The organism is Microbacterium sp. JZ70 (assembly GCF_053903225.1).
On the sequence record NZ_CP096405.1, the window covers coordinates 2825336 to 2852239 of the forward strand.

The window sequence follows — 26904 nt, forward strand, 5'->3', positions numbered from 1 at the left end:
GGCTCAGCCCTCGACGTCGAGCCGCTCGAGCTGCGCGGCCGTGAGCTCGAGCGCGACGCCGTCGAGAGCGGCGTCGAGCTGGTGCAGCCGGCTCCCGCCGAGGATCGGGCGGATGCCCCGCGACACGAGCCACGCGAGGACGACCTGCCCGCGGGTCGCGCCCGCGTCACGGGCGACCTCGTCGAGGGCCTCGAGTCGGCGCGCGTTGCCCGGGTGGTCGTACACCGGGTCGATCTCCTTCTCCGGGTCGTCGTAGGCGCCTCCGAGGAGGGGTGTGTACGCCCAGATCTCCATGCGGTGCTCGCGCGCGATGTCGCGCTGCTCGTCGCTCAGGAGGCCGAAGGGGTGCACGACTCCCGCCGGCCGCACGCCCGGGCGCGCCCGCAGGTAGGTCGCGTTGAGCTGGAGCGCGTCGATCGGGAGGGCACCCGACACCGATGCGTGCCGCCTCGCGCGCTCGATGCGCCAGGCCGGATGGTTCGACGCCCCGACCCTGCGCACCTCGCCGCGCGCAACGAGCTCCTGCAGGGCGTCGACGGTCTCCTCGATCGGCGTCTGCCGGTCCTCCTGATGCAGCCAGAGGAGATCGACGGAGTCGACGCCGAGGCGCGAGAGGCTTCCCCGGAACGCGTCGTGGATCGCGCGACGGCTCAGGCCCGCGCGGTGCTCGGGCCAGGACCCGGCCCAGAGCGGCTCGGCGCCGACCTTCGTCGAGAGGCGGACGCGCTCGCGCATGCCCGGCCGTGCCGCGAGCCACCGGCCGAGGACGGTCTCGCTCGCGCCGCCGCGGCCATCCGCGCTCTCCCAGAACGCATAGCAGTCGGCGGTGTCGATCCACTCGCCGCCGCGTTCCACGAAGCGGTCGAGAAGCGCGAAGGACGCCTCGTCGTCGAGACGGGTTCCGAAGGTCATGGCGCCGAGGACGAGGGGTGTGGTGGTGACGGTCATGAGGACACGATGCGACCTGGAGCGCGCTCCAGGTCAAGCGCTATCGTGCGAGCATGACGACCTACTCCCCTGCAGAGGCCTCCACGCGCTCCGGCCTCTCCATCGACACGCTCCGCTACTACGAGCGCGAGGGGATCCTGCCGCCGGTCGCACGCGACGGCGGCGGGAGGCGCGTGTACACCGACGGCGACCTGTCGACGCTCGACTTCCTCAAGTGCCTGCGCGACACGGGGATGCCGATCGAACGGCTGCGCCGGTACGGAGAGCTCTGCCGCGACGCGTCCACCCTGCGCGCCCGCGTCGACCTGCTGCGCGAGCACGCGGACGACGTCGATGCGCAGCTGGAGCTCCTGCGGCAGCGCCGCGCGAGACTCGACGAGAAGATCGCGTGGTACGAGGAGCAGATCGGCGCGTGATCGACCACGCCCGGAACGCCGCGACGGCCGACGCGCTGACAGCCGAACGTGCGGGAGCCTCGCCGGATCCGATCCGACGAGGCTCCCGTGCGGGATCGGCCTCACGACCGCGAGCTCACTCCTCCTCGTAGGAGCCGCTCTGCTCCGAGGATCCGCCGAAGGACGACTCCGATGACGAGTCGCCGCCGTACGCGGAGCCGCCCTCCTCGCCCGACGACTCGCTGCCGTAGGAGGACTCGGACGACTCATCGCCGAACGCGGTCGGCTCGCCGCCGTAGGAGGACTCCGACGACTCGGGCGACTCCCCGCCGTACGAGGAGTCTCCCGTCGACTCGCTGCCGTAGGACTCGCCCGACTCGCCGCCGTAGGAGGACTCCGACGACGACTCACCGCCGTACGAGGACTCGCTTCCATACGACTCGCCGGACGACTCGCTTCCGGTCGACTCGCCCGACTCGCCGCCGTACGACGACTCCGACGAGGCGCCGCCGTACGACGAATCCGACGAGCCCCCGTCGTAGGAGCCGCCCTGCTCCGACGACTCGCCGTACGACTCCGAAGCCTCTCCGGAGTACTGGTCACCCGACCCGAACTCCTCAGCCCCCTGCCCCTCGGACTGGTCGTTCTGCCCGAACTGATCCGAATTGCTCATGTTGTTCCCCCAACTGATCTGGATGTGAACGGCGCCGACGACGAGCGGTCGTCGTCGACCGACGCGAGCACGCCGATCCGAGCGATTCCCCCTCGCCTGGGTCAGGATGACCCCGGCTCCCCCAGGCCTACTCAGGGCGCACGGGAGCGTCAACCCCTCCCGCGCACTGTTCCCCGAACCTTCAGGGAGCTGCCCGCTCGTACACCGCGCAGGCTCACCGGGCAGCCCCTCCTCCACCGTTCAGAAGGGTGGCGGGTCGCCGTCGTGGATGAAGCGGACGACGGGCGGCGGCACGTCGGTGCAGGTGCGTCCCGTCGGCGACGTCCATTCGAGGACGCCGCCGGGTCTCTGCACGACCGTCCATGCGGAATGGTGCTTGAGGGTGTGATGGTATTCGCAGAGGTAGGCGAGATTGCACACGCAGGTGGGCCCGCCAAGGGAGTGATCGATCGTGTGATCGGCGTCGGAGAGGCGCTTGCGGATGGGGCGACGGCATCCGGGGAACCGGCAGTGCTCGTCGCGCGCTCTCAGGTATCGGCGCTGCGCGGCATTCGGGAAGCGCAGATCCACCGTGAGCAGCGCTCCGGTGTCGGCGTCGACGAACAGCCGCTCCCACACAGGGGCGGTCGCAGCGAGCTCAACCGCCTGCACGACGGGGATCACCCCGTGCCCGCACAGCACGGCCGCCCCGCCGACGAGGCGCTCCGTCGGTCGTCCGAACGCGTCACGCCCAGACCCCTGAGCGGTCGCGTCCGCGGTGTCATCGTCGGGACACGGGTCGGCGAGCTCGTCGTCGCCCCCTCCGCCGATCCCCGCGGCGTCGGCGGCGCGGTGCTCCGCAGCGGCGATGAACGCGCGGGCGGGGATCGTGATCTGCACGCTCGCGCGGATTCCCGCGAGTCCCGTCGGCACTCCCTGCGGGCCGGCTGTGGGCGCCCCCGCGAGTGCGAGATCGCACAGCACATCCACCTGCCGCTGCTCGGCGGTGCGCTCGTCAGAGCCGTCGACATCCGCCGCCGCGAGCTCCTCAGCCAGCTGCCGGGAGCGATCCACGATCCCCTCGCCGACCAGCGCGGACACGTACATCCGCACCCAGCCCATCCCGTGCCGGCCCCGCTGGAACACCACTCGACGCCGCCGAGCCTCCTCCTCGTGCCGCTCTCGCAGCGACCGCGGCTGCAGCCGCTCCGCCACGGCCTCCGCTACGGGACGCAGCCGGCCGGGTGTCAGCGCGTGCTCGGCCAGCACGCCCAGCACCAGCTCCTCGAACCGCGCCCGCGCCGTCGCGGACTCCAGCTCATCCCCGAGCTCCACGATCACGCGCGCCTGCCCTGCCGAGACGCGCCCCGCCTGCATCGACGCGAGGACCCCCGGATACCGATTCACCAGCGCGACCGCGTCCGCCATCCGCGCCTCGGCCGTCGCCCGCGCGCATCCCAGCACGCCCGCGATCTCCTCTGCCAGCGCCCGGAAGGACCACCCTCGGCCCTCCTCGCCGTCGGCCAGAGCTCGCGCCTCCCGCGCGTACTGCTCCTGCGCGACCTCCACCATGTGCGCGATCAGGAGCGCCTGCATCGCCTCGAGCGACGCGAGAGAGCGCCCGTTCACCTCCAGCGCATCCGCGAGCGCCCCCAGCCGAGCGCGCTCATCCGACGTCGGCAGCCACCCCGCCGTCGCCCGCGCACTCGAACTGATCTCCATACATTCATCATCGCCCGGACCACCGACATTCGCAGATTCAGACGACGCAGGATCGATGAGGATCGATCACGAATCGGCAACGGATCGTACGGCGAGGGCACTGCCGTCGGGGTCAGCCTCCCGTGCAGGGGACGATCTGAGGATGACACTGAGCGTTCGCCCTGTCGATGCGCGTGACTCCGACGAGTGGGCCGCCCTCTACCGCGGATATCGCGCCTTCTACCGGCTCCCCGATGATCCCGCTGCCGTCGCCACGACGTGGACCTGGGTCCGCGAAGGAGCGTATGGCCTCGTCGGGCTCGTCGCCGTGGACGAGCGCGATCGCCCCGTCGCGCTCGCGAACCTGCGATGGTTCGCTCGGCCATCCACCGCGACGACGGGCCTCTACCTCGACGATCTCTTCACCGCTCCGGATGCCCGCGGAGCCGGCGCGGCAGGCATGCTGCTGAAGCACGCTGCCCAGCTCGCCGCTGCGGGAGGGGCGAGCGTCGTCCGCTGGATCACGGCGGCGGACAACGAGGTCGCCCGGTCCGTGTACGACGCCCATGCTGTCGCGACGCCCTGGGTGACCTACGACATGAAGCCGTCGGGGTGAGCGCGACGCGCGTCCTGATCGCACGCACGCCCGCGCGTCGCATAGCCTGACCGGATGGGGATCGAGACCGTCTGGCCGCTGTTCGCGCTCGAGCTCGCCACGCCGCGCCTCACCCTGAGACCGCTGCGCGACGAGGATCTCGCACCGCTCACGGATGCGGCGATCGAGGGGATCCACGATCCGGACCGCATGCCGTTCAGCGCGCCATGGACCGACGCCGAGCCCGAGGTCCTGCGGCGCGAGTTCGCGCGGTTCCACTGGAGCCGGCGCGCGCAGCTCCGGCCGGAGGCATGGGGCATCAGCTTCGCCGTCCTCGAGGACGGCAGGCCCATCGGGATCCAGGATCTCGACGGACGCGACTTCCCCGCCCTGCGCACGGTGCACACCGGCTCGTGGCTGACCCGCTCCGTGCAGGGGCGCGGGCTCGGGCGCGAGATGCGAGCCGCGGTCCTCCTCTTCGCCTTCGACGTGCTCGACGCGGAGTGGGCGGAGTCCGGAGCCGCCAGCTGGAATGCGGCGTCGCTCGGGGTCTCGCGCGCACTGGGCTACCGCGAGAACGGCATCGAGCGCGTCCGGGCGCGTCCCGACCAGGTCGACGATCTCGTGCGCCTGCGCGTCTCGGCCGCGGAGTTCGCGCGTCCCGACTGGGACCTCCGCGTGAGCGGCGCGGAGGCGGCGATCGGCGCGCTCATGCCGGACCAGGCATGAACGCGCTGCCCGATGAGCTGATCCCTGTGCGGCAGGGGGTCGCCCTGACGGCCTTCGCGTCCGACGACGCGGCCGCCATCCACGCCGCGGTGGACGACGTCGAGATCCGCCGCTGGCTCCCGCTCCCCCGTCCGTACCCGCTCGAGCTCGCAGCCGACTGGAGCACCCGCGTCGCCGAGACCATCCGCACGTCGGGATCCGGGCTCGTCCGCTGCATCAGGGAAGGCGAGCGGATGGCCGGCTGCATCGACGTCAAGCGCGTCGACTGGCGGGCGCGCACCGCCGAGCTCGGGTACTGGCTCTCATCTGCGCACCGGGGCCGCGGGCTCGCCGCAGGCGCCGTCGATGCCCTCGCCACGTGGCTGATCGAGGCACAGGGGTTCGAGCGCGTCGAGCTCCGCATCGCGACCGGCAACGCGGCGTCCACGCGGGTCGCCGAGCGCGCCGGGTTCGTCTACGAGGGCACGGCGCGCAATGCGGGGTTCACGGATGGCGGCCGTGTCGACCTCGGGATCTGGTCGCGGATCGCCTCCGACCGGCACTGAGCGCGGGCGCCGCTACTCGACGAGCTCGCTGAGCTCGAGCCAGCGCTCCTCGATCTGCGCCGTCTGCTCTTCGAGCGCCCGGATCTCGGCCGACAGCGCGCCCAGGCCCTCGTAGTCGCTCTGGTCGTGCGCGGCCATCCGGTCGTGCACCTTCGCGATATCGGCCTGGAGCTTCTCGAGCTTGCGCTCCGCGGCGGCGAGCTCCTTCTGCGCGGCCCGCAGCTCGGCGCCTGACAGTCCGGCGGCAGGCGTCGCCGCGGCGGCCCCCGCCGCGGCAGCCGGGGCGCGGTCACGCGCGGCCTCCTGCGCATCACGCAGTCGGAGGTACTCGTCGACGCCGCCGGGAAGATGCCGCAGTCGCCCGTCGAGAACGGCGTACTGCTGATCGGTGACGCGCTCGAGGAAGTACCGGTCGTGCGAGACGACGAGGAGCGTGCCCGCCCAGGAGTCGAGGAGATCCTCCATCGCCGCGAGCATGTCGGTGTCGAGGTCGTTGGTGGGCTCGTCGAGGATGAGCACGTTGGGCTGATCGAGGAGGATGAGCAGCAGCTGCAGGCGCCGCTTCTGCCCGCCCGAGAGGTCCTTGACGGGCGTCGACAGCTGCACCGACGAGAAGCCCATGCGCTCGAGCAGCTGGCCCGGGGTGAGCTCCTGCGCCTTCGAGCCCGACCCGATCGTGTAGCTCGTGCGCAGGTTCGAGATGACCACGCGCACCGGGTCCTGCAGGTGCGGCTCGAGCTCGTCCATCCGCTGGGTCAGGGTCGCGACCTTCACGGTCTTCCCGCGCTTGACCCGGCCTGCCGTCGGCTCGACGGTGCCCGCGATCAGACCGAGCAGCGTCGACTTCCCGGCGCCGTTCACGCCCAGGATGCCGGTGCGCTCGCCCGGTGCGATGCGCCACTCGATCCGGCGGAGCACCTCGCGGTCGCCGTACGAGACGGAGGCGTCGAGCAGGTCGACGACGTCCTTGCCGAGGCGCGAGACGGCGAGCGACTGGAGCGCGACCTTGTCGCGCACGTCGGGGACGTCGGCGATGAGCTCGTTGGCCGCGTCGATGCGGAACTTCGGCTTCGACGTGCGCGCGGGCGCTCCCCGGCGCAGCCACGCGAGCTCCTTGCGGGCCAGGTTCTGGCGCCGCTGCTCGATCGCCGCGGCCTGCCGGTCGCGCTCGACGCGCTGGAGGATGTACGCGGCATAGCCGCCCTCGAAGGGCTCGACGATCCGGTCGTGGACCTCCCACGTCGTGGTGCACACCTCGTCGAGGAACCACCGGTCGTGCGTCACGACGAGCAGCCCGCCCGCGTTCGCGGACCACCGGCGCTTGAGGTGCGCGGCGAGCCACGCGATCGCCTCGACGTCGAGGTGGTTCGTGGGCTCGTCGAGCGCGATGACGTCCCAGTCGCCGGCGAGGAGCCGCGCGAGCGCCACCCGTCGGCGCTGACCGCCCGAGAGCTCCGCGAGCCGGGCATCCCACGGAAGGTCGCGCAGCAGGCCCGCGATGACATCGCGCACGCGGGCGTCGCCCGCCCACTCGTGCTCCGCGGCGTCGCCGACGACGGCGCTCCCGATCGTGTCGTCGTCGTCGAGCGTGTCCGCCTGGTCGAGCACGCCGATCCGCACGCCCCCGCGCACCGTCACGCGGCCGCTGTCGGGTTCGAGACGACCCGCGAGCATCGCGAGCAGACTCGACTTTCCGTCGCCGTTGCGGCCGACGATGCCGATGCGGTCGCCCTCGTTCACGCCGAGCGTGACGGAGTCGAAGACGATGCGGGTGGGGAACTCGAGATGCAGGGCCTCGGCCCCGAGAAGATGCGCCATGTCCCTACCAGGGTAGGCGACCGGCCGGGGCGGAGGGGATGGCCGGGGCCGGCCATCCCCTCGCGCATCAGCGGTTCACGTGTCCGATCACCTTCACGGCACCGTCCGAGATGCTGACGATGGTGCCGGGAGCGGGCGGCTCCTCGCCGCCCATGGTGGCAGCCCACAGCGTCCCGTCCGCCGACGTCGCGACCGCGAGGGCGCCGGGGAGCTCGGCGACGGTCGAGACGCTCCCGCCGTGCACCGCGGATACCCGCCCTCCGAACAGCTCGGCGACGTACACGGTGTCGCGCACAGCGGCGATGCTCGTCGGGCCAGCGAGACCGGATGCGAGCCGGGTCGCCACTCCTGTCTCGGCGTCGATGCTCCAGAGCCCGCCGCGTGCGCCGACCTCGGGCCCGCCCGGCAGGGTGCTGACGAGGATCTCGCCGCCGCGGCCGACCGCGACGCCCGTCGGCACCGACTCGAAGGCGTAGGTCACCCCGACGACGCAGTCCGGCATGCCGAACATCGCCGCCATGTCCGCCGTGATCTCCATGGGCTGGGGCGGCAGCACGGCGAGGGGCTCGATCGCCCCGTCGTCGGTCACGGCGTAGACCGTGTTGGCCCCGGCATCCGCGACGATCCACCCGCCCTGTCGTGCGGTGACGCCGTAGACATGCGAGTCGACGATGCCCGTGTAGCTCGCGGGGATGCCCAGCTCCGCGAACGCGTCCTCGACGCACGGGCTCGGGTCGGAGACGCCGTACGACACCTCGCCGTCGGGGTTGTGCGCGCTCTCGAACGCGTGCAGGTCGACGTACACGGCGTCGCCCTGCGCCGACCGGATGTTCAGGCCGCTCTCGAGGTTGGTGAAGGTGCCGAAGTCGGTGACGGTCGACCCGTACGCGGTCCGCCCGCCGCGGATCGCGAGACCGGCGAGCCCGGGGACGCCCTCGACGATCGGGACGACCGATCCGTCGGGCTGGAGCTGGCCGACCGCTCCCGTGCCCCCGTCGGCGACGAGGACGCGCTTGCCGTCGACCGCGAGGCTGAACGGCGCCGCGAGCTGCGTCGACCAGACCCGGGGTTCCGATGGCGCGGGCGGCGCGGCGGATGCGGCAGCGGGTGCCGTGAGTGCGAGCGCTGCGGCTGCGGCGGCCGCGAGAAGCGCGCGGGATGTGCGCATGGTGCCCTTCCGTTCCCGGTCCAGCGGCACGCTGAACCGTGCTCGACCGGGCGGTGCCCCCTTGCGTCCGGGTGCGGTGGAGCGCCGGTCGGCGCTCCACCGCAAGTATGCTCCCGGGCGACGGCCCGGGCAACGGATCCGGCGTCAGTCCTCGAGCTGCGGGTCGACCCCGAAGTGCTCGGCGAGCGTGGTGATGACCTCGTGCGCGCCCTGGATCGACACCGACGCGAGGAAGACCGCGTCGTCGACGTAGAGCTTCTCGCCCTCGAGGCGGTCCCACAGGGGGTTCGACTCGAACTGCTCGCGCTGCGCGCGCGACGCGTCGCCCTCTGCTCCCTCGGGCTCCCACGAGCTCACGAGGATGAGCCCGGCGTCGACGTCGAGGATCTGCTCCTGCGAGATGGGGACGAAGATCTCCTCCGTCGTGTCGGGCGCCGTCTCGGGGCGCGGGAGGCCCATGTCGGTGAGGATCTCGCCGATGAAGGAGTCGCTCGAGTAGAGCCGCGCGGTGTCCTCGCCGGCGAAGCGGACCAGGTCGACCGTGAGGTCGGGCTGCGCCTCGAGGATCTCGGCGCCGACCGCTGCGGCGCGCTCCTCGTAGGCGGCGACGGCGGCCTCCGCCTCGTCCTTCTTGCCGAGCGCCTCGCCGAGGAGCACGACGTTCTCGCGCCAGGTCGGGCCCGTGCTCTCCGAGAACACGGTCGGCGCGATCTGCGACAGCTGCGGGTAGAGCGCCTCCTGGCGCACCTTCGCGGAGATGATGAGGTCGGGCTCGAGCGCGAGGATCGCCTCCAGGTCGGGCTCGGCCATCGTGCCGACGCTCACGGCGTCGCCCGCGAACTCGCTGACGTCGCCGAGGTAGGGGGCGAACGGGTCGTCCGGGTCCTGGCGGTACTGGGCGTAGCCGACGAGGTGCGAGCCGAGCAGCAGGGTCGCGTCGACGTAGCTCGGGTCGAGCGCGACGATCCGGAGGGGCTCCTCGGGGATGGTCGTCTCGCCCATGGCGTGCTCGATCGTGATCGGGAACTCGGACGCCTCGGCGCTGGCCGCCGGGGTCTCCTCGGGGGCGGATCCGCTCTCGGCGGTCGCGGGGGCGCAGGCGAGAAGGCCGAGCGCGAGGCCGGCGATGCCGAGGGCGGACGCCGAGGTGCGCAGGGTGTTCATGCGGTCTTCCTCTATCGGGTGTCAGGAGGCCGTCGCGGGGACGGCGCGCGGACGGGGTCAGCGCGAAGGGTAGACTAACCTAAGAACTCCCGATGTCCCGACCGCCGGAGGCTCCCCTGACATCCGTCTCCGCGATCGCGCGCCCGAGCGAGCGCCGTGCCCGACCCCGCTCCCGACCGGCGGCCGCGCTCCTGTGCGCACTGCTCCTCCTCGTCGCGGTCGTCCTGAGTCTCGCCGTCGGCGGCCGGGTGACGTCCGTCGGCGAGCTCCTCGGCGCCCTGTTCGCGCCGACCGGAACGGACGCCGACGTGACGATCCTCGGCCTGCGACTCCCCCGCACCGTGCTCGGGCTCGTCGTGGGTGCGTGCCTCGGCATCGCCGGCACGCTGACGCAGGGGCACACGAGGAATCCGGTCGCCGACCCGGGGCTCCTCGGCATCTACCAGGGGGCGGCGCTCGCGATCGTCGTCGTCACGGCGGCGGGAGCGAACCCGCCGGCCCTCGCCCTCGCTCTCTGCGCCTTCGCGGGCGCCCTCACGGTTGCCGTGCTCGTCTTCGCGATCGCGCGCGTCGCCCCCGGGCGCGAGGGCACCCTGTCGTTCGTGCTCGCTGGCGTCGCGATCTCCGCGCTGGCGTCGTCGCTCGTGACGGCGATCTCGCTGCTCGACCTGCAGGCGCTCGACCAGCTCCGGTTCTGGCAGGTCGGCTCCCTCGCCTCGCGCAGCGGCGCGATCGGCGCCGTCTGGCCGCTCATCGTCATCGGCCTCGTGCTGGCCATCGCCAACACGCGCGCCCTCAACGTGCTCGCGCTGGGCGACGACGCCGCATCCGCTCTCGGCCAGGCGCCCTGGCGCGCCCGCGCCGTCGGCATCGCCGCGATCGCCCTGCTCGCAGCCTCCGCCGTGACCCTCGCCGGGCCGATCGCGTTCGCGGGCCTCATCGTCCCGCATCTCGCGCGCTCGCTCGTGGGGCCCGACTACCGATGGCAGCTGACGGTGTCGGCGCTGCTCGGGCCCGCGATCGTCCTCGTCGCCGATACGGTCGGCCGCGTCGTCGCACGGCCGGGCGAGATCTCGGTCACCGTCGTCCTCGCGGTCGTGGGCGCCCCGCTGTTCGTCGCGATCGCCCGCTCGCGCAGGAAGATCGCGCTGTGAGCGCGCGGATGGCCGTGCCCGCGCCGGTCAGGATCGGGCGCCTCTCGGCGCTCGTGCGGCTGCGCGCCGTGGTCGCGACGGTCGCCCTCGCGCTGCTCGCGGGCGCCGCGTTCGCGCTGCATCTCTCGATCGGCACGACGGTGATCCCGCCTTCCGAGCTCATCGCGACACTGCTCGGGAACCCGCCCGACGATGCGACAGCCCTCGTCGTCCACGGCTTCCGGCTCCCGCGCGCGACGGCCGCGCTCACCGCGGGCCTCGCGCTCGGCATGTCGGGCGCCCTCACCCAGACCATCGCCCGGAACCCTCTCGCGAGCCCCGACATCCTCGGCGTGACCTCCGCCGCCGCGCTCGGCGCGGTCGCCGTCCTCGTGCTCGCGGGCGGCGCGAGCGCGGGCGCGAGCGGCATCGCGGCATCCGTGCTCATGCCCGCAGCCGCCCTCGGCGGCGGCATCCTCGCGGGAGTCGCGACCGCCGTGCTCGGATGGCGCGGCGGAATCGACCTGCACCGCACGGTGCTCGCGGGCATCGGGGTGTCATGGCTCGCCACGAGCCTCACGACCTGGCTGCTCACGCTCGGCGACGTCACGAACGCCGCGATCGCCGTGACCTGGATGAGCGGCTCCCTCAACGGGCGCGAGTGGAGCGCGATCGCGCCGAGCGTCGCCGCGATCGCCGTCCTGCTCGTCATCGGATCAGCGCTCGCGCACCAGCTCGCGCTCACCGCATTCGACGACCAGACGGCAGCCGGCATCGGCGTGCGCCTGGGCCCCGTGCGTCTCGCCGTGCTCGCGACGGCCGTGCTGCTCGCCTCGTTCGCGGCCCTCGTCGCGGGCCCGATCTCGTTCGTCGCGCTCGCGGCGCCGCAGATCGCGCGCCTCGCGACGCACACGCCCACGCCTCCCCTCTGGGCGAGCGCGCTCGTGGGCGCGGTCCTGCTCCTCGCAGCCGACGTCGTGACCGCTCATCTCTTCCCCATCCCGCTTCCCGCGGGCGTCGGCACGGCGCTCGTCGGCGTTCCGTACCTGCTGTGGCTCATCGTCCTGAACCGGAGGAGGATCGCATGACGTCCGCTCGCCTCGAGGCCTCGGCGCTCTCGCTCGCCTACGACGGCCGCGTCATCGTCGGCGACCTGTCGCTGGCCATCCCCGCCGGTCGCGTCACGGCGATCATCGGGCCCAACGGATGCGGCAAGTCCACGCTCCTGCGCGGGTTCGGGCGGCTGCTGCCGCCGGCCGCGGGCGAGGTGCTGCTCGACGGCGTCCCGCTCGCACGGCTCGGACACCGCGAGATCGCGCGTCGCATCGCGCTTCTCCCGCAGGCACCGTCCGCGCCATCGGGGCTGACCGTGCTCGAGCTCGTCGCGCGCGGTCGGACGCCCCATCAGCGCTGGTACGACCGGTTCTCTCGGGAGGACGAGCGCATCGTGCGCGAGGCCCTCGCCGCGACCCGGCTCGACGACCTCGCGGACGCTCCGCTCGACGAGCTGTCGGGCGGGCAGCGTCAGCGCGCGTGGATCTCGCTCACGCTCGCGCAGCAGACCGAGACCATCCTGCTCGACGAGCCCACGACCTACCTCGACGTCGCGCACCAGCTCGAGGTGCTCGAGCTCGTGAGGTCGCTCAACCGCACGTCGGGGCGCACGATCGTCATGGTGCTCCACGATCTGTCGCTCGCCGCCCGCTACGCGGACTGGCTCATCGCCATGCGCGACGGCGCCGTCGTCGCCGCGGGCGAGCCCTCGGAGATCGCGACCCCCGAGACCCTGCAGCGCGTGTTCGGCATCCGCTCGGCGCTCGTCGCGGATCCCGACGGCGGCGCGCCGCACGTGCTCCCCCTCGGCCTTCCGGTCTGACGGACGCCGAAGGGCCGGAGCGTCCGAAGACGCCCCGGCCCTTCGCGGTCGGATGGCCGATCAGCTCGCGCGCGTTCGGCGCTTGTTCCAGACGTCGAACGCGACGGCCAGCAGGAGCACGAGGCCCTTGATGAACTGCTGGTAGTCGGTGCCGATGCCGAGCAGCGACATGCCGTTGTTCAGGACACCCATGATGAGACCGCCCGTGATCGCGCCGATCACGGTGCCGACGCCGCCCTGGACGGCCGCACCGCCGATGAACGCCGCCGCGATCGCGTCGAGCTCGAACAGGTTGCCCGCGCCGGGGCCCGCCGAGTTGAGGCGGCCCGTGAAGACGAGGCCGGCGAGCGCGGCGAGCACGCCCATGTTGACGAAGAGGTAGAAGTCCACCTTCTTCGACTTGATGCCCGACAGGTCGGCCGCGTGGCGGTTGCCGCCGATCGCGTAGATGTGGCGGCCGAAGACCGACCGGTTCATCACGAGCGAGTACGCGAGGATGAGCACCGCCAGCACGATCAGGACGATCGGGGTGCCGCGCGATCCGGGGGCCACGCCGAGCAGGTACGTCATGTAGGCGATGAGCGCCGAGATGAAGACGAGCTTCGTGTAGAACCACGACGCGGGCTCGCTCTCGAGGCCGAGCTTCACGCGCTTGCCGCGCTCGCGCAGCGAGTTGCCGATGTAGAGCACGAGGGCGAGGATGCCCAGGCCCACCGTGATCCACTCGGCGGGCGAGCTCGACGCCGGGAAGAGCTCGGGGAAGAGGTAGCCGCCGCCCAGCTGGCGGTACTCCGTCGGGAACGGGGTGATCTGCGTGTTGCCGAGCACGATCTGGGTGAGACCGCGGAAGAGCAGCATGCCCGCGAGCGTCACGATGAACGCCGGGATCCCCACGTACGCGACCCAGAAGCCCTGCCAGGCTCCCACGAGCGCTCCGATGAGCAGCGAGACGAGGATGCCCGCCCACCACGGCCATCCCCAGTGCACGATGAGCACACCCGAGACGGCGCCGACGAAGGCCGCGACCGATCCGACCGACAGGTCGATGTGGCCGGCGATGATGATCATCACCATGCCGATCGCGAGGATGAGGATGTAGCTGTTCTGGACGACGATGTTCGAGACGTTGCCGGCCGTCAGGAGGCGACCGCTCGTGACGATCTGGAAGAACAGCACAATCGCGATCAGCGCGATGAAGATGCCGATCTGCCGGAGCCGTGAGGTCAGGAACGCGATCGCACCGCGCACGGGCGATTCGGTGGCGCTAGCTGAGGACATGGTCGGCTTCCTTCTCCTTGGTCATGAGCTGCATGAGCGACTCGGGCGTCGCCTGCTCGATCGGCAGCTCGCCGGTGATGTGCCCCTCCGAGATCGCGTAGACGCGATCGCTGATGCCGAGCAGCTCGGGCAGCTCGGACGAGATGACGATGATGGCCTTGCCCTGCGCCGCCAGCTCGTTGATGAGGGTGTAGATCTCGTACTTCGCGCCGACGTCGATGCCGCGCGTGGGCTCGTCGAGGATGAGCACCTCGGGGTCGGAGAACAGCCACTTCGAGAGCACGACCTTCTGCTGGTTGCCTCCCGAGAGCTTGCCGACGACCGAGGCGACCGACGGCGCCTTGATGTTCATGCTCTTGCGGTACCGCTCGGCGACGGCGAACTCCTCGTGCGCGTCGACCCACCCGCGTCGGGCGAGCTTGCCGAGCGACGCGAGGGAGATGTTCCGCTTGATGTCGTCGATGAGGTTGAGCCCGAAGACCTTGCGGTCCTCGGTCGCATAGGCGATCCCCGCGTCGATCGCGTCGGCGACGGTCTTCGTGTTGACCTCCTTGCCGCGCACGTACACGCGGCCGCGGATGTTCGATCCGTAGGAGCGGCCGAAGATGCTCATGCCGAGCTCCGTGCGCCCCGCGCCCATGAGGCCCGCGATGCCGACGACCTCTCCCGCGCGGACCGAGAGGTTCGCGCCGTGGATGATCGTGCGACCGGACTCGGTGGGGTGGTCGACCCACCAGTCCTCGACGCGGAAGACCTCTTCGCCGACATCGACCGTGCGGTCGGGGTACCGGTGCTCGAGGTCGCGTCCGACCATCCCCTTGATGATGCGGTTCTCTGAGACGTCGTCGGTCTTGAGCTCGAGCGTCTCGATCGTGCGGCCGTCGCGGATGATCGTCACCCGGTCGGCGATCGCCTTGATCTCGTTGAGCTTGTGGCTGATGATGATCGACGTGATCCCCTGGCCCTTGAGGTGGCGGATCAGGTCGAGCAGGTGAGCGGAGTCCTCGTCGTTGAGGGCCGCGGTGGGCTCGTCGAGGATGAGCAGCTTCACGCTCTTCGACAGGGCCTTCGCGATCTCGACGAGCTGCTGCTTGCCGACGCCGATCTCCTTGACCGGGGTCGCCGGGTTGTCGCCGAGCCCGACGCGTGCGAGGAGCTTCTGCGCCTCGACGTTCGTGTCGTGCCAGTCGATGAAGCCGTTCTTCTGGCGCTCGTTGCCCAGGAAGATGTTCTCGGCGATCGACAGGTGCGGGCTGAGCGCGAGCTCCTGGTGGATGATGACGACGCCTGCGCGCTCGGAGTCGCGGATGTCGCGGAACTGGGCGGTCTCGTTCTCCAGGACGATCTCGCCGTCGTAGGTGCCGTGCGGGTAGACGCCCGACAGCACCTTCATGAGGGTCGACTTGCCGGCGCCGTTCTCGCCGCAGATGGCGTGGACGGTGCCGCGCTCGACCTCGAGCGTCACGTTCTGCAGTGCCTTGACGCCCGGGAACTCCTTGGTGATGCCGCGCATCTCGAGGATGGTGTTCACAGGTTCGCTTTCTCGCCGTGCGGATGAGGGGTGACGGGCGCGCGGGTCCGCCCCGCCGTCGAGGCGGACCCGCGCTCCGTGCTACTCGAGCTCGCCGGCCTCGTAGTAGCCGCTGTCGATGAGGACCTCCTCGTAGTTGTCGGCCGTGACGATGACCGACTCGTGGAGGTACGAGGGCACGACCTTGACCGTGTTGTCGTACGTCTCGGTGTCGTTGACCTCGGGCTCCTCGCCGTGCATGAGCGCATCGACCATGTCGGCCGCCGTCTCGCCGAGCAGGCGTGTGTCCTTGAAGATCGTCGAGTACTGCTCGCCCGCGAGGATCGACTTCACGCTGCCGACCTCGGCGTCCTGGCCGGTGATGACCGGCAGCGCGTCGGCCGAGTAGCCGCCGCTCGTGAGCGCCGAGATGATGCCGATCGAGAGGCCGTCGTACGGCGAGAGCACGCCGTCGAGCTTCGTGTCGCCGATGATCGTGAGGATGTTCTCCATGCGCTCCTGGGCCGTCTCCGGCAGCCAGCGCAGGATCGCGGCCTGGTCGAAGTCGGTCTGGCCGGACGGAACCGCGAGAACACCCGAGTCGAGGTAGGGCTGGAGGGTGTCCATCGCGCCGTCCCAGAAGAAGTTCGCGTTGTTGTCGTCGGGGCTGCCCGCGAAGAGCTCGATGTTGAACGGGCCCTTCTCGCCGGTCTCCTCGCCGTTCTCGTCGAGCACGCCGAGACCGGTCAGCAGGCTCGTCGCCTGCTGCACGCCGACCTCGTAGTTGTCGAACGTCGTGTAGTAGTCGACGTTCTCCGTGCCGTTGATGAGGCGGTCGTATGCGATCACGGGGATGTCCTGATCGGCGGCCGTCTGCAGGACGTCGGTGAGGGTCGTGCCGTCGATCGAGGCGATGATGAGCGCGTCGGCGCCGCTCGAGATCATGTTCTCGATCTGCGACACCTGGGTGGGGATGTCGTCGTTCGCGAACTGGAGGTCGACCTGGTAGCCCATCTCCTCCAGGGTGGCCTTGACGTTCTCGCCGTCCGCGATCCATCGCTCGGACTGCTGGGTCGGCATCGCGACGCCGATGGTCAGCGAGCTCGTGTCGACCTCGCCGCCCTCCTCAGCGGCTCCGCCTCCGGTGCGGTCGCCGCTGCAGCCGGCGAGGGCCAGTCCGCCGACGGCCACGATGCCGACGAGCAGAAGGTGCTTCTTCACGGGTGTTCTCCTCTGAATCCAGGACGTGTGCCTCCGCGTCACAGCGGGGGGATGCGCCGTCGAGGAGTCGCGGGACATCCTCGTCGGGGTCGCACGTCTCCGTGTGACCGTTCACATCGCGTCTTATCGTGCACCCGCCGCGCCGGCCTGTCAAGCCGACGCCGTGTCACATCTCGCTAACGGCGCGGTGCGGCCGAGTCGCGCACGACGAGGGCGGGAGCCGGCGGCTCCTCCGCCGAGGGGGCCTCGCCGCGGAGGGATGCGAGGAGTCGCGCGATCGCGCGACGGCCGAGGTCCGCGAAGTCGATGTGGACCGTGGTGAGGGGCGGCCAGACATGTGCCGCGACGGGAATGTCATCGAAGCCCACGATGCTCACATCGCGCGGCACATCGAGGCCCGCATCGCGGAAGCCGTGCATGAGCCCGATCGCCATGAGGTCGTTGGCCGCGAAGACGGCGGAGAAGTCCTGCCGCCGCGCGAGCTCGAGCCCCGCGTAGTGGCCGAAGTCCGCCGTCCAGTCGCCGCGGATCGGCGGGATCGTGGGCAGATCCGCGTCGCGCAGAGCCTGCAGGTACCCGCGCATCCGCGAGTCCGCCTCGATCCAGTCCTGCGGGCCGGACAGATGGAGGATGTCGACGTGCCCCAGCTCGATGAGGTGCCGCGTCGCCATCCGCGCCCCCTCGAGCTGGTCGGGTGCGACGCTCTCCTCGAGCGCGCCGGATGCCGTCTGCAGGCTCACGAACGGCACGCCGATCGCCATGCCGCGAAGGACATGGAACACGCGCACCTGGGGGGCGAGCACGACGATGCCGTCGACCTGCTCGCGCAGCAGCTGCCGCACGGCGCCGCCGATCGCCTCCGGCGACGTGTCGGAGAGGTTGAGGGTGGTGACCGAGTAGCCCTCCTCGCGCGCCGCCTCCTCGATCGCCGCGATCGACGCGGTCGGGCCGAACTCGCCGACCGTGGCCGACAGGATGCCGATGAGATTCAGCTTGCTCGTGACGAGCGCGCGCGCGGCCTGGTTCGGCCGGTAGTCGAGCTGGCGGATCGCATCGAGGACGCGCTGCTTCGTCTCCTCGCGGATCGACGGATGCTCGTTGAGCACGCGCGAGACCGTCTGATGGGACACGCCGGCGAGGCGCGCCACATCGCGGATGCTCGGCATCCGCGGTCGCTCCGTTGCGTGGGCCACAGCCGTCTCGTCCTCACCTGATTCCGCGATGCGCACGGTCACATCGCCTCCCACAGTATGGCGCACGGACGCGCACGGGGCCATCCCGGGCACGACGGGGCGTGGCGCGAGGGCGCTGCGGCGGCGCTCAGCCGACGATGCGCGCGCCGCGCACGGGGCCGTGCGCGAGGAGCACATCCCGACCGGCGGCGTCCAGCACGTCGCGGAGCTCCGCGGCTTCCTCGGGCGATGCCGCGAGGAACGCGACGGTGGGTCCTGAGCCCGACACGAGACCCGCGAGCGCCCCCGACGACTCCCCGAGCTCGAGCGTCTCGGCGAGATCGGGGCGCAGCCCGAGCGCGGCCACCTGGAGGTCGTTGCGGAGCGTCTCGGCGAGCATCGCCGCGTCGCCCGCGCGCAGCGCCTGCAGCACGCCGGCGTCGACCTCGGGCACGGCGCGCGTGGGGGCGATGTCGAGCCGGTGCCGTTCGCGGTGGCGGTCGAGCGCCCCGTACACCTCGGGCGTCGAGAGGCCCTCCTCGTTCACGACGAGCACCCAGTCGAAGCGACCGCGTGCGAGGGCCGGGCTCAGCTCATCGCCGCGACCGGTCCCGATCGCGGTGCCGCCCTTGAGCGCGAACGGCACGTCGGCGCCGAGCTGCGCTGCGAGGCGATGCAGCTCGGCCTGCCCGACCCGCGTGCCCCAGAGCGCGTCGCACGCCACGAGCGCGGCGGCGGCATCCGCCGAGCCGCCGCCCATGCCGCCAGCGACGGGGACCTCCTTGAACACGTCGAGGTGGACGCCGCCCCCGTACCCGGTCTCCGCCGCGAGCAGGCGGGCCGCTCGGAGCGCGAGATTGCGGTCGTCGACCGGCACGCCCGACACGTCGACCGTTCCCTCGACCGCGAGCGTGAAGCCGTCGGCATGCGTCGCGACGACATCCTCGTAGAGCGAGACGGCCTGGAAGGCGGTCGCGAGCTGGTGGTAGCCGTCGCTCTGCCGGCATCCGACCTCGAGGAAGACGTTGATCTTGCCCGGTGCGCGCACGCGCACCTGCGGCTCCGACGACGCGAGGCTCATGGCGCCGTCGCCTCCGCGCCGCTCGTCTCGGCGAGCGCGCGTGCGATCCGCAGGAAGTCGTCGATGTCCAGCGACTCGCCGCGCGCGGTCGGCGCGACGCCCGCGCGCTCGAGCACCTCGGTCGCGCCCGCCGAGCCGCCGAGCTCGCCGGCGAGCGCCTGGCGCAGCATCTTGCGTCGCTGCTGGAACGCGAGATCGACGATCCGGAAGGTCCGCAGCCGCTCGTCCTCCGTGCCGCGCGCCGCGGCGTCGCGCTGGAACGCGACGAGCACGCTGTCGACGTTCGGCACCGGCCAGAAGACCTGGCGGGAGACGCTGCCGGCGAGCCGCCACGCGCCGTACCAGGCGGCTTTCGCGCTCGGGGCCCCGTAGACCTTGCTCCCCGGTTCGGCCGCGAGGCGCTCGCCGACCTCGGCCTGCACCATGACGACGCCGCGGTCGAGCCGCGCGAACGTCTCGAGGAAGTGCAGCAGCACCGGCACCGACACGTTGTAGGGCAGGTTCGCGACGAGGATGGTCGGATCGCCGGGCAGCTCGGTGACGCGCAGCGCATCGGCGTCGACCACCGTGAGCGCGCCGTCCGGGACGCCGCGCTCGGCCGCCGTGCGCGGCAGCCGCTCGGCGAGCCGGTGGTCGATCTCGACGGCGGTCACGGTCGCGCCGGCCTCGAGGATGGCCAGGGTCAGCGAGCCGAGCCCTGGGCCGATCTCGACGACCCGCTCCCCCGCCTCGACGCGCGCGGTGTGCACGATGCGTCGCACGGTGTTGGCGTCGACGACGAAGTTCTGGCCCAGCTTCTTCGTGGGCGTGACATCGAGCTCGGCGGCGAGCTCGCGGATGTCGCCGGCCCCGAGGAGCCGCACGGTCATGTCCACTCCCCGTACACGGCGCGCGTGTTCGCGGCAAGCTGGGCGGAGAGCTCGTCGACGTCGGCCCCCAGCTCCGCGGCCATGAAGCGGACCGTGACGGGCACGAGGTACGGCGCGTTCGGGCGCCCTCGGTGCGGCGTCGGAGTGAGGAACGGCGCATCCGTCTCGACGAGGATGCGGTCGCGCGGCGTCACCCGCAGGGCGTCGCGCAGGTTCTGCGCGTTCTTGAACGTGATGTTCCCCGCGAACGACACCCAGTAGCCCGCGTCGGCCGCCTCGTGGGCCATGTCCTCGTCGCCCGAGAAGCAGTGGAAGACCGTCCGCTCGGGGGCGCCGACGCGTCGCAGCGTGTCGAGCACGTCGCGATGGGCGTCGCGGTCGTGGATCTGCAGTGCGATGCCGTGGCGCTTGGCGATGTCGATGTGCGCCTCGAAGGAGGCGCGCTGTGCCGGTCGCCCCTCCTCGCCCGTGCGGAAGTAGTCGAGCCCCGTCTCGCCCACGGCGCGCACGCGCGGGTGCCCCGCGAGCTCGTCGATGACTCCGAGCGCCTCCTCGAGGCGCCCCTGCTCGGCGTACGTCGGCGCGTCGTTGGGGTGGATGGCGACGGCCGCGAGCACGCGCGCATCCCGCTCGGCGGCGGCGACGGCCCACCGCGACGAGTCGATGTCGCCCGACGACTGCACGACGCCGGCGATGCCGACCGCGCTCGCCCGATCGAGCTGCTCCTCGAGCGAGAGCGGCTCGTCGCCGTCCTCGATCTCGAGGTGGCAGTGGTTGTCGTACACGGGCACCGCCAGCGGCTCGGGCGCGGCCGGGTAGCGCAGGTCCTTCCGCCCGTCCCGGCTCCGCTCGCGCACGTAGACGGTCGGGTCCGCCCCGTTGTCCTTCACGCCATCCCCCTCGATCGGATCACTCCGGCTGCTCGACCCGCGGGAAGAGCGGCTGGAGCGTGGACGTCGCCGTGCCGGCGGGGATGCCGCCCCACGCGCCGGCCTCGCGCACGGGCTGCTCGACGAGCGCACCCAGGGCGCTCTCGACGCCCAGCGCGTCCCAGAGCTTGCCGGTGGCCTGCGGCATCACGGGCGAGAGCAGCACGGCGAGCGCGCGGAGCCCCTCGGCGCACGTGTAGAGCACGGTCGCCAGGCGGTCGCGCTGCGCGTCGTCCTTCGCGAGCGCCCACGGCTCGTTCTCGGTGATGTAGCCGTTGAGCTCGTCGACGATCGTCCAGATCGAGCGGATGGCCTCGTCGATGCGGAAGCGGTCGATCGCCGCATCGGCCTTCCGAGCCGCCTCCGCGACGGTCCGCTGGATCGCGACATCGCCATCCGCGTACTCCGCGGGAGCGGGGACGACGCCGTCGAAGTACTTGCCGATCATGGCGATGGTCCGCGATGCGAGGTTGCCGAACCCGTTCGCGAGCTCCGCCTGGTACCGAGCCGACAGGTCCTCCCAGGAGAACGAGCCGTCCTGGCCGAACGAGATCGCCGACAGGAAGTAGAACCGGTACGCGTCGGAGCCGAAGACGTCGGTGATCGCGTTGGGCGCGATGCCTGTGAGCTTCGACTTCGACATCTTCTCGCCGCCCACGAGCAGCCAGCCGTGCGCGAAGACGTTCTCAGGCACCTCGATGCCCGCGGCCATCAGCATCGCCGGCCAGATCACGGCGTGGAACCGGAGGATGTCCTTGCCCACGACGTGGTGCGCGGGCCAGCGGCGCGCGAAGTTGTCGGGGTCGGAGCCGTACCCCACCGCGGTCGCGTAGTTGAGGAGGGCGTCGACCCACACGTAGATGACGTGCGACTCGTCCCACGGGACGGTGATGCCCCAGTCGAACGTCGAGCGCGAGATGGAGAGGTCCTTCAGGCCCTGCTGCACGAAGGCGACGACCTCGTTGCGCGCGGACTCGGGCTGGACGAAGTCGGGGCGCTCCCGGTAGAGCTCGAGGAGGCGGTCCTGGAACTCGCTGAGCTTGAAGAAGTAGTTCTTCTCCTGCAGCAGCTCGAGCGGCTTCGAGTGGATCGCGCACACCTTGAGCCCCTCGAACGGCCCGGTGCCGTCGACGATCTCGCTGTCGGGCTTGAACTCCTCGCACCCGACGCAGTAGAGCGCCTCGTACTCGCCCGCGTAGATGAAGCCGCGGTCGTACACGGCCTGCAGGAACAGCTGGACGCTCTTCTCGTGACGCTCCTGCGTCGTGCGGATGAAGTCGTCGTTGGCGACATCCAGCGTCCGCAGGAGCGGCTGCCACGACTCCGCCACGAGCTTGTCGACCCATTCCTGCGGGGTCGCGCCGTTCGCGGCGGCGGCGCGGATCATCTTCTGGCCGTGCTCGTCGGTGCCCGTCAGCATCCAGGTGTCGTCACCGGCCTGGCGGTGCCAGCGCGCGAGCGTGTCCACCGCCACGGTCGTGTACCCGTGCCCGATGTGCGGGACATCGCTCGGATAGTAGATCGGCGTGGTGATGTAGAAGGAACGGCCGGAAGTCACCAGGAGAGTCTATTCCGGGCCGCGCGTGCTCCGCGCCGAGCGTTACGCGCTCTCGCGCACGACGAGCGACGCCGGGAGCATGAGATCGCGGCCCGGGCTCCCCGCCACGACGTCGAGCAGCAGGGCGACCATCTCCTCGCTGATCCGGGCCCACGGCTGACGCATCGTCGTGAGCGGCGGATCGTGGGTCTCGGCGAGGCCCGAATCGTCGAACCCCGCAACCGCGATGTCGTCGGGCACGCGCAGCCCCTCGCGGCGCAGCGTCGCGACCGCGCCGGCGGCCATCCCGTCCGAGGCCGCGAAGACCGCGTCGATATCGCGGCCGCGTGCGAGCAGGCGCGCCATCGCGCGCGAGCCGGACTCGCGCGAGTAGTCCCCGCGCTCGACGAGCTCGGCGTCGTAGTCGCCGCCCATCTCCTCGCGGAACCCGGCGAGACGGAACCGGCCGCCCGGCGTGTCGTCGGGCCCCGCGATATGCGCGATGCGACGGTGCCCGCGGGAGCGCAGGTAGGCCGTCATCTCGCGCGAGGCGCGCGCCTCGTCGATGCCGACCGACGGGACGAGCCCCTCGAGGCCGAGCGGGACGCCCGTGCTGACGATCGGGATGCCGGCCTCGTGCATGCGGCCGAGGAAGGGGTCGGATGCATGGCTCGACACGAGGAGCACGCCGTCGACGTGCCCCGCGCGCACGTACTCGAGCACGTTCGCCTTCTCGGCATCGGTTCCCGCCACGAGGAGCACGAGGGTCATCGACCGCTTCGAGAGGGACTCGGCAGCGCCGCGCAGCAGCAGGCCGAAGGTCGGGTCCTCGAACAGCAGGTGGTGCTCCTCGGTCAGGAGGAAGGCGAGCGATCCGGAGCGGCCCGTCGCCAGGCTGCGCGCGTGGTGATTCGCGGTGTAGCCCGTCCGCCGGATGGCGTCCTCGACCGCGGCACGCGCGTCGGGCGAGACCCAGTGTCCTCCGTTGATGACGCGGGAGACCGTGCCGCGCGAGACGCCCGCGACCGCCGCGACGTCGCGGATCGTCGGCTTGCGCGCGGGCGGCGTCTGCTCCATGGATCAAGACTCTAGCGCGAGCCGAGGGCAAGACTGGGACCGGTCACAGTTCGATAACGGATGGACGATCGTCTTGTCGCTCCGACGGCGCCGCGCCACACTGGGACCGGTCACAGCCCTTCGACCCGATGGAGCGTCCATGCCCGACCAGACCCCCCTGCCCGCCCTGCCCGGCATCGCCTTCGGCGGCGACTACAACCCCGAGCAGTGGCCGCGCGAGACGTGGCAGGACGACGTCCGCCTGATGCGCGAGGCGGGCGTCAACCTCGTGAGCGTGGGGATCTTCTCGTGGGCTCTGCTCGAGACCGCCGAGGGCGAGTTCGACTTCGCCTGGCTCGACGAGGTGATCGACCTCCTCCACGCGAACGGCATCGCCGTCGACCTCGGCACGCCGACCGCCTCACCGCCCGCCTGGTTCTTCGCCGCGCACCCCGACGCGCGCGTCGTCACACGAGACGGCACCGTCATGGGCTTCGGATCGCGCGGGATGGCGTCCCACTCCTCCCCCGCCTACCGGGAGGCGATCGTCCGCATCGCGAGCGCGCTCGCCGACCGCTACGGCGATCACCCCGCCGTCGTGCTGTGGCACGTGCACAACGAGTACGGCGTCCCGGTCGGCGAGGACTATTCGGAGCATTCCGTGCGCGCCTTCCGCGGATGGCTGCGCGAGCGCTACGGGTCACTCGACGCTCTCAATGCCGCATGGGGCACGGCGTTCTGGGGCCAGCACTACACGGCCTGGGAGCACATCGGCGCCCCGGCCGCGGCGCCGTCGGTCGTCAATCCCGCACAGCGCCTCGACTTCCAGCGCTTCACCGACCATCAGCTCCGCGCGTGCTTCATCGCCGAGCGCGACGCGATCCGCGCCCGCGCCCCGCAGCCGATCACGACGAACTTCATGGCGAACCAGAGCTGGACGACCGACCTGTGGGCGTGGGCCAGGGACGTCGACGTCGTGTCCGACGACCACTATCTGTGGGCGGCCGACGAGGACGCGCACATCGGGCTCTCGATCGCCGCCGATCTCTCCCGGTCGGTCGGCGGAGGGAAGCCGTGGATCCTCATGGAGCACTCGACGTCGGCCGTGAACTGGCAGCCGCGCAACATCGCGAAGCGTCCCGGGGAGATGGCCCGCAACTCGCTGACGCACGTCGCACGGGGCTCGGACGCCGTGCTCTTCTTCCAGTGGCGCGCGGGACGCTCGGGCGCCGAGAAGTTCCATTCGGCGATGCTCCCCCACGCCGGCACCGACTCGCGCGTCTGGCGCGAGGTGGTTGCGCTCGGCGAGGGGCTGTCCCGGCTCGACGCGGTCGTCGGTTCACGCGTCGAGGCCGACGTCGCCGTCCTGTGGGACTTCGAGTCGTTCTGGGCGCAGGACCTCGAATGGCGCCCGACCGAGGACCTCTCCCACCAGGAGCGCGTGCGCGCGTTCTACGAGCGTCTCTGGCGGGACGGCGTCACAGTCGACTTCGCGCTCCCTGGCCACGACCTGTCGCGCTACCGGCTCGTCGTCGCACCCGCGCAGTACCTGCTCACGGCGGCAGACGCCGCGAACCTCACCCGGTATGTCGAAGGCGGCGGAACGCTCGTCGTCTCGTACTTCTCGGCGGTCGTCGACGAGAACGACGCCGTCCACCCCGGTGGGTTCCTCGCTCCCCTCCGCGACGCCCTCGGCGTCGACGTCGAGGAGCACCTGCCGCTGCGCGAGGGCGCTGCTGCCGCGGTCGAATGGAGCGACGGCGCCCTGCTGGGCGCCGACCACTGGCAGGAGAGCCTCCGTCTGCACGGCGCCGACGTCGTCGGCGCCTACGCCGAGGGCCCCGCGGCGGGAGGCGCCGCCATCACACGTCACCGTCACGGCGCCGGAACGGGGTGGTACATCTCCACGCGCCTGGACGCGGAGGGGCTGCGCGCCGTCCTGACCGACGTGTACGCCGATGCGGGGGTCGTCGCGTCGTCGACTCCGGATGGCCTCGAGGTCGTCCGGCGCCGCGCCGACGATCGCACGTTCCTCTTCGCGATCAACCACCGCGACGACGACGTCACCATCGACGCCGTCGGCCGCGAGCTGCTCACCGGCGCCACGGCGTCCGGATCCCTCGTCGTCCCCGCCGGGGGCGTCGCCGTCATCGAGACCGACTGACCCGCCCTCCGGGGCACCCCGGGGCCGCCCGGCCCGACCGATCCACCACCACCAGGTCGTGACGACGCGACCGCTTCGGCGGACGCATCGCACGACCATCGAGAAGGAGACAATCATGCGCACGCAGATCGCATTCGCCGGCATCGCCGCCGCGTCGGCCCTGCTGCTGGCCGGCTGCTCCGGCAGCGGCCCCGAGGCGGCCGAGGAGCCGGCCGACGAGGGCTCGACCGCCGAGCTCGTCGTGTGGACCGACGAGGAGCGCGAGGACGCGATCGCCGCGGCCGCCGAGCAGTTCGAGGCCGACACGGGAGCGACCGTCACGCTCGTCCAAAAGAACTTCGAGGACCTGCGCAACGACTTCATCGCGCAGGTGCCCACGGGCGAGGGGCCTGACATCACGGTCGGCGCGCACGACTGGCTCGGGGCGCTCGTCACCGCCGGCGTCGTCGACACGATCGATCTCGGCGACGCGACGGGCGACTTCGAGCAGGTCGCGCTCGACGCGATGACCTACGACGGCCAGCTCTACGCGCTGCCGTACTCGCTCGAGACGGTCGCGCTCATTCAGAACGTCGACATGGTGGGCCCCGACGCCCCGGCGACCTGGGACGAGCTCGTGTCGATGGCGCAGGAGGCCGGGGCCGAGCGCCCGATCGCGGTCAACACGGCCGGCGAGACGGGCGACGCGTACACGATGTACGGGCTGCAGACCTCGTTCGGCGCGCCGGTGTTCGTCCAGGACGAGACCGGCTCGTACACGGCCGAGATCGGCATGGGCGGCGCGAACGGCGAGGCGTTCGCGCAGTGGCTCCACGAGAACGGGTCGGCGGGCACGGGCTACATCTCGACCACGGTCGACTACGACATCAACAACGAGCTGTTCAACAGCGGCACGGCGCCCTTCACGATCCAGGGACCGTGGGCGATGAGCGCCTATGCCGACGTCCCGAACGTCGCGGTGCACCCCATCCCGTCGGCCGGCGGCGAGACCGCGGCGCCCTTCGTGGGCGTGCAGGGCTTCTACCTCAGCTCGCAGAGCGAGAACGCGCTGCTCGCTCAGGAGTTCCTCGTGAACTACCTCGCGAAGGAGGACGCGCAGCGTGCCCTCTACGAGGCCGACCCGCGCATTCCCGCGTTCACGGCGCTCGCCGATGAGGTCGCCTCCGACCCCGTCATCGCGGGATTCCTCGCCTCGTCGCAGAATGGCGTGCCGATGCCGAGCATCCCCGAGATGGGCTCGGTGTGGGACCTCTGGAACGCGGCCGAGGTGCAGATCATCGGCGGCGCCGACCCCGGAGCGACCTGGAAGCAGATGGTCGCCGACCTCGAGGCCGAGCTGGGCTGACCGGCTGCGCCGGGGCGG

At 71.5% G+C, this 26904-nt stretch carries 24 protein-coding genes; 9 read left to right on the forward strand and 15 right to left on the reverse strand.

Annotated features, from left to right (window positions below; genetic code table 11):
- Window positions 1-3: 3 nt before the first annotated feature.
- Entirely contained in the window at window positions 4-948 is a 945-nt protein-coding gene (locus tag M1D46_RS13150) for an aldo/keto reductase (RefSeq protein ID WP_456285755.1), read from the reverse strand.
- A 53-nt stretch (window positions 949-1001) separates the two neighbouring features.
- Between M1D46_RS13150 and M1D46_RS13155 the strand changes: the two genes are divergently transcribed.
- Window positions 1002-1364 (forward strand): MerR family transcriptional regulator, encoded by a 363-nt coding sequence (locus M1D46_RS13155; RefSeq protein ID WP_324014387.1) that lies wholly within the window; start codon window positions 1002-1004, stop codon window positions 1362-1364.
- 115 nt (window positions 1365-1479) lie between these two features.
- Here the strand turns inward: M1D46_RS13155 and M1D46_RS13160 are convergent, their stop codons facing one another.
- Window positions 1480-2016: a hypothetical protein gene (locus M1D46_RS13160; protein WP_456285756.1), complete on the reverse strand. Its 537-nt coding sequence runs from the start codon at window positions 2014-2016 to the stop codon at window positions 1480-1482.
- A gap of 240 nt (window positions 2017-2256) precedes the next feature.
- Window positions 2257-3717 carry a DUF222 domain-containing protein gene (locus M1D46_RS13165; protein WP_456285757.1) on the reverse strand — a complete coding sequence of 487 codons (1461 nt, stop codon included), beginning with the start codon at window positions 3715-3717 and terminating at the stop codon, window positions 2257-2259.
- Window positions 3718-3859: 142 nt separating this feature from the next.
- On the opposite strand from M1D46_RS13165, the gene M1D46_RS13170 reads away from it, so the two are divergent.
- Genes M1D46_RS13170 through M1D46_RS13180 form a run of 3 tightly spaced genes read left to right on the forward strand, consistent with a single transcriptional unit; the run spans window position 3860 to window position 5565 of the window.
- Window positions 3860-4312: an N-acetyltransferase family protein gene (locus M1D46_RS13170; RefSeq protein ID WP_456285758.1), complete on the forward strand. Its 453-nt coding sequence runs from the start codon at window positions 3860-3862 to the stop codon at window positions 4310-4312.
- Between the two features lie 54 nt (window positions 4313-4366).
- Window positions 4367-5020 carry a GNAT family N-acetyltransferase gene (locus tag M1D46_RS13175; protein ID WP_456285759.1) on the forward strand — a complete coding sequence of 218 codons (654 nt, stop codon included), beginning with the start codon at window positions 4367-4369 and terminating at the stop codon, window positions 5018-5020.
- The gene (locus M1D46_RS13180; protein ID WP_456285760.1) at window positions 5017-5565 is read left to right on the forward strand and encodes a GNAT family N-acetyltransferase; all 549 of its coding nucleotides are present in this window, start codon (window positions 5017-5019) and stop codon (window positions 5563-5565) included. Before M1D46_RS13175 ends, M1D46_RS13180 begins: the two co-directional genes overlap by 4 nt.
- A gap of 12 nt (window positions 5566-5577) precedes the next feature.
- Here M1D46_RS13180 and M1D46_RS13185 read toward each other — a convergent pair whose 3' ends face one another.
- The 3 genes from M1D46_RS13185 to M1D46_RS13195 all read right to left on the reverse strand — a co-directional run bounded on the left by M1D46_RS13185 (window position 5578) and on the right by M1D46_RS13195 (window position 9715).
- Window positions 5578-7383 carry an ABC-F family ATP-binding cassette domain-containing protein gene (locus M1D46_RS13185; protein WP_456285761.1) on the reverse strand — a complete coding sequence of 602 codons (1806 nt, stop codon included), beginning with the start codon at window positions 7381-7383 and terminating at the stop codon, window positions 5578-5580.
- Between the two features lie 67 nt (window positions 7384-7450).
- Window positions 7451-8551: a ScyD/ScyE family protein gene (locus tag M1D46_RS13190; protein WP_456285762.1), complete on the reverse strand. Its 1101-nt coding sequence runs from the start codon at window positions 8549-8551 to the stop codon at window positions 7451-7453.
- A gap of 144 nt (window positions 8552-8695) precedes the next feature.
- Complete coding sequence (locus M1D46_RS13195) at window positions 8696-9715, reverse strand: ABC transporter substrate-binding protein (protein WP_456285763.1); 1020 nt, start codon at window positions 9713-9715, stop codon at window positions 8696-8698.
- A 92-nt stretch (window positions 9716-9807) separates the two neighbouring features.
- On the opposite strand from M1D46_RS13195, the gene M1D46_RS13200 reads away from it, so the two are divergent.
- Genes M1D46_RS13200 through M1D46_RS13210 form a run of 3 tightly spaced genes read left to right on the forward strand, consistent with a single transcriptional unit; the run spans window position 9808 to window position 12724 of the window.
- Complete coding sequence (locus M1D46_RS13200) at window positions 9808-10869, forward strand: FecCD family ABC transporter permease (RefSeq protein WP_456285764.1); 1062 nt, start codon at window positions 9808-9810, stop codon at window positions 10867-10869.
- The gene (locus M1D46_RS13205; RefSeq protein WP_456285765.1) at window positions 10866-11936 is read left to right on the forward strand and encodes a FecCD family ABC transporter permease; all 1071 of its coding nucleotides are present in this window, start codon (window positions 10866-10868) and stop codon (window positions 11934-11936) included. The genes M1D46_RS13200 and M1D46_RS13205 overlap by 4 nt, the downstream gene beginning before the upstream one ends.
- Window positions 11933-12724 carry an ABC transporter ATP-binding protein gene (locus M1D46_RS13210; RefSeq protein WP_271172692.1) on the forward strand — a complete coding sequence of 264 codons (792 nt, stop codon included), beginning with the start codon at window positions 11933-11935 and terminating at the stop codon, window positions 12722-12724. Before M1D46_RS13205 ends, M1D46_RS13210 begins: the two co-directional genes overlap by 4 nt.
- Before the next feature lie 60 nt (window positions 12725-12784).
- On the opposite strand, the gene mmsB is transcribed toward M1D46_RS13210, so the two are convergent.
- The 9 genes from mmsB to M1D46_RS13255 all read right to left on the reverse strand — a co-directional run bounded on the left by mmsB (window position 12785) and on the right by M1D46_RS13255 (window position 23398).
- Complete coding sequence (gene mmsB / locus M1D46_RS13215) at window positions 12785-14002, reverse strand: multiple monosaccharide ABC transporter permease (RefSeq protein ID WP_271172693.1); 1218 nt, start codon at window positions 14000-14002, stop codon at window positions 12785-12787.
- Window positions 13989-15515: a multiple monosaccharide ABC transporter ATP-binding protein gene (mmsA, locus tag M1D46_RS13220; protein ID WP_271172858.1), complete on the reverse strand. Its 1527-nt coding sequence runs from the start codon at window positions 15513-15515 to the stop codon at window positions 13989-13991. Before mmsA ends, mmsB begins: the two co-directional genes overlap by 14 nt.
- A gap of 99 nt (window positions 15516-15614) precedes the next feature.
- Window positions 15615-16733, reverse strand: coding sequence for a multiple monosaccharide ABC transporter substrate-binding protein (gene chvE, locus M1D46_RS13225; RefSeq protein ID WP_324014376.1), 1119 nt, complete (start codon window positions 16731-16733; stop codon window positions 15615-15617).
- Window positions 16734-16909: 176 nt separating this feature from the next.
- Window positions 16910-17899 carry a LacI family DNA-binding transcriptional regulator gene (locus M1D46_RS13230; RefSeq protein ID WP_456287173.1) on the reverse strand — a complete coding sequence of 330 codons (990 nt, stop codon included), beginning with the start codon at window positions 17897-17899 and terminating at the stop codon, window positions 16910-16912.
- 154 nt (window positions 17900-18053) lie between these two features.
- The gene (locus M1D46_RS13235) at window positions 18054-18986 is read right to left on the reverse strand and encodes a 4-(cytidine 5'-diphospho)-2-C-methyl-D-erythritol kinase (RefSeq protein ID WP_456285766.1); all 933 of its coding nucleotides are present in this window, start codon (window positions 18984-18986) and stop codon (window positions 18054-18056) included.
- Window positions 18983-19855: a 16S rRNA (adenine(1518)-N(6)/adenine(1519)-N(6))-dimethyltransferase RsmA gene (gene rsmA, locus M1D46_RS13240; protein ID WP_271172698.1), complete on the reverse strand. Its 873-nt coding sequence runs from the start codon at window positions 19853-19855 to the stop codon at window positions 18983-18985. The genes M1D46_RS13235 and rsmA overlap by 4 nt, the downstream gene beginning before the upstream one ends.
- On the reverse strand, window positions 19852-20745 hold the full coding sequence (locus tag M1D46_RS13245; protein ID WP_456285767.1) for a TatD family hydrolase: 894 nt from the start codon (window positions 20743-20745) through the stop codon (window positions 19852-19854). Before M1D46_RS13245 ends, rsmA begins: the two co-directional genes overlap by 4 nt.
- 19 nt (window positions 20746-20764) lie before the next feature.
- A complete protein-coding gene (gene metG, locus M1D46_RS13250) occupies window positions 20765-22342 on the reverse strand; it encodes a methionine--tRNA ligase (RefSeq protein WP_456285768.1) in 1578 nt (525 codons plus the stop codon).
- 42 nt (window positions 22343-22384) lie between these two features.
- Entirely contained in the window at window positions 22385-23398 is a 1014-nt protein-coding gene (locus tag M1D46_RS13255; RefSeq protein ID WP_456285769.1) for a LacI family DNA-binding transcriptional regulator, read from the reverse strand.
- A 139-nt stretch (window positions 23399-23537) separates the two neighbouring features.
- Here M1D46_RS13255 and M1D46_RS13260 point away from each other — a divergent pair, with 139 nt between their 5' ends.
- Both M1D46_RS13260 and M1D46_RS13265 read left to right on the forward strand, forming a co-directional pair.
- Window positions 23538-25541 carry a beta-galactosidase gene (locus M1D46_RS13260; RefSeq protein WP_282978535.1) on the forward strand — a complete coding sequence of 668 codons (2004 nt, stop codon included), beginning with the start codon at window positions 23538-23540 and terminating at the stop codon, window positions 25539-25541.
- A gap of 115 nt (window positions 25542-25656) precedes the next feature.
- Window positions 25657-26886, forward strand: coding sequence for a sugar ABC transporter substrate-binding protein (locus M1D46_RS13265; protein WP_456285770.1), 1230 nt, complete (start codon window positions 25657-25659; stop codon window positions 26884-26886).
- Window positions 26887-26904 lie beyond the last annotated feature (18 nt).

Bases quoted from the DNA above. Each gene is read 5' to 3' on its own strand.
- M1D46_RS13165 (WP_456285757.1), bottom strand. From the start codon at position 3,717: ATGGAGATCAGTTCGAGTGCGCGGGCGACGGCGGGGTGGCTGCCGACG.
- M1D46_RS13190 (WP_456285762.1), bottom strand. From the start codon at position 8,551: ATGCGCACATCCCGCGCGCTTCTCGCGGCCGCCGCAGCCGCAGCGCTC.
- mmsB (WP_271172693.1), bottom strand. From the start codon at position 14,002: ATGTCCTCAGCTAGCGCCACCGAATCGCCCGTGCGCGGTGCGATCGCG.
- M1D46_RS13235 (WP_456285766.1), bottom strand. From the start codon at position 18,986: ATGAGCCTCGCGTCGTCGGAGCCGCAGGTGCGCGTGCGCGCACCGGGC.
- M1D46_RS13195 (WP_456285763.1), bottom strand. From the start codon at position 9,715: ATGAACACCCTGCGCACCTCGGCGTCCGCCCTCGGCATCGCCGGCCTC.
- M1D46_RS13200 (WP_456285764.1), top strand. From the start codon at position 9,808: ATGTCCCGACCGCCGGAGGCTCCCCTGACATCCGTCTCCGCGATCGCG.
- M1D46_RS13180 (WP_456285760.1), top strand. From the start codon at position 5,017: ATGAACGCGCTGCCCGATGAGCTGATCCCTGTGCGGCAGGGGGTCGCC.
- M1D46_RS13175 (WP_456285759.1), top strand. From the start codon at position 4,367: ATGGGGATCGAGACCGTCTGGCCGCTGTTCGCGCTCGAGCTCGCCACG.
- M1D46_RS13230 (WP_456287173.1), bottom strand. From the start codon at position 17,899: ATGCCGAGCATCCGCGATGTGGCGCGCCTCGCCGGCGTGTCCCATCAG.
- M1D46_RS13185 (WP_456285761.1), bottom strand. From the start codon at position 7,383: ATGGCGCATCTTCTCGGGGCCGAGGCCCTGCATCTCGAGTTCCCCACC.
- M1D46_RS13160 (WP_456285756.1), bottom strand. From the start codon at position 2,016: ATGAGCAATTCGGATCAGTTCGGGCAGAACGACCAGTCCGAGGGGCAG.
- M1D46_RS13265 (WP_456285770.1), top strand. From the start codon at position 25,657: ATGCGCACGCAGATCGCATTCGCCGGCATCGCCGCCGCGTCGGCCCTG.
- mmsA (WP_271172858.1), bottom strand. From the start codon at position 15,515: ATGCGCGGCATCACCAAGGAGTTCCCGGGCGTCAAGGCACTGCAGAAC.
- M1D46_RS13170 (WP_456285758.1), top strand. From the start codon at position 3,860: ATGACACTGAGCGTTCGCCCTGTCGATGCGCGTGACTCCGACGAGTGG.
- M1D46_RS13210 (WP_271172692.1), top strand. From the start codon at position 11,933: ATGACGTCCGCTCGCCTCGAGGCCTCGGCGCTCTCGCTCGCCTACGAC.
- M1D46_RS13255 (WP_456285769.1), bottom strand. From the start codon at position 23,398: ATGGAGCAGACGCCGCCCGCGCGCAAGCCGACGATCCGCGACGTCGCG.
- M1D46_RS13260 (WP_282978535.1), top strand. From the start codon at position 23,538: ATGCCCGACCAGACCCCCCTGCCCGCCCTGCCCGGCATCGCCTTCGGC.
- M1D46_RS13150 (WP_456285755.1), bottom strand. From the start codon at position 948: ATGACCGTCACCACCACACCCCTCGTCCTCGGCGCCATGACCTTCGGA.
- rsmA (WP_271172698.1), bottom strand. From the start codon at position 19,855: ATGACCGTGCGGCTCCTCGGGGCCGGCGACATCCGCGAGCTCGCCGCC.
- M1D46_RS13155 (WP_324014387.1), top strand. From the start codon at position 1,002: ATGACGACCTACTCCCCTGCAGAGGCCTCCACGCGCTCCGGCCTCTCC.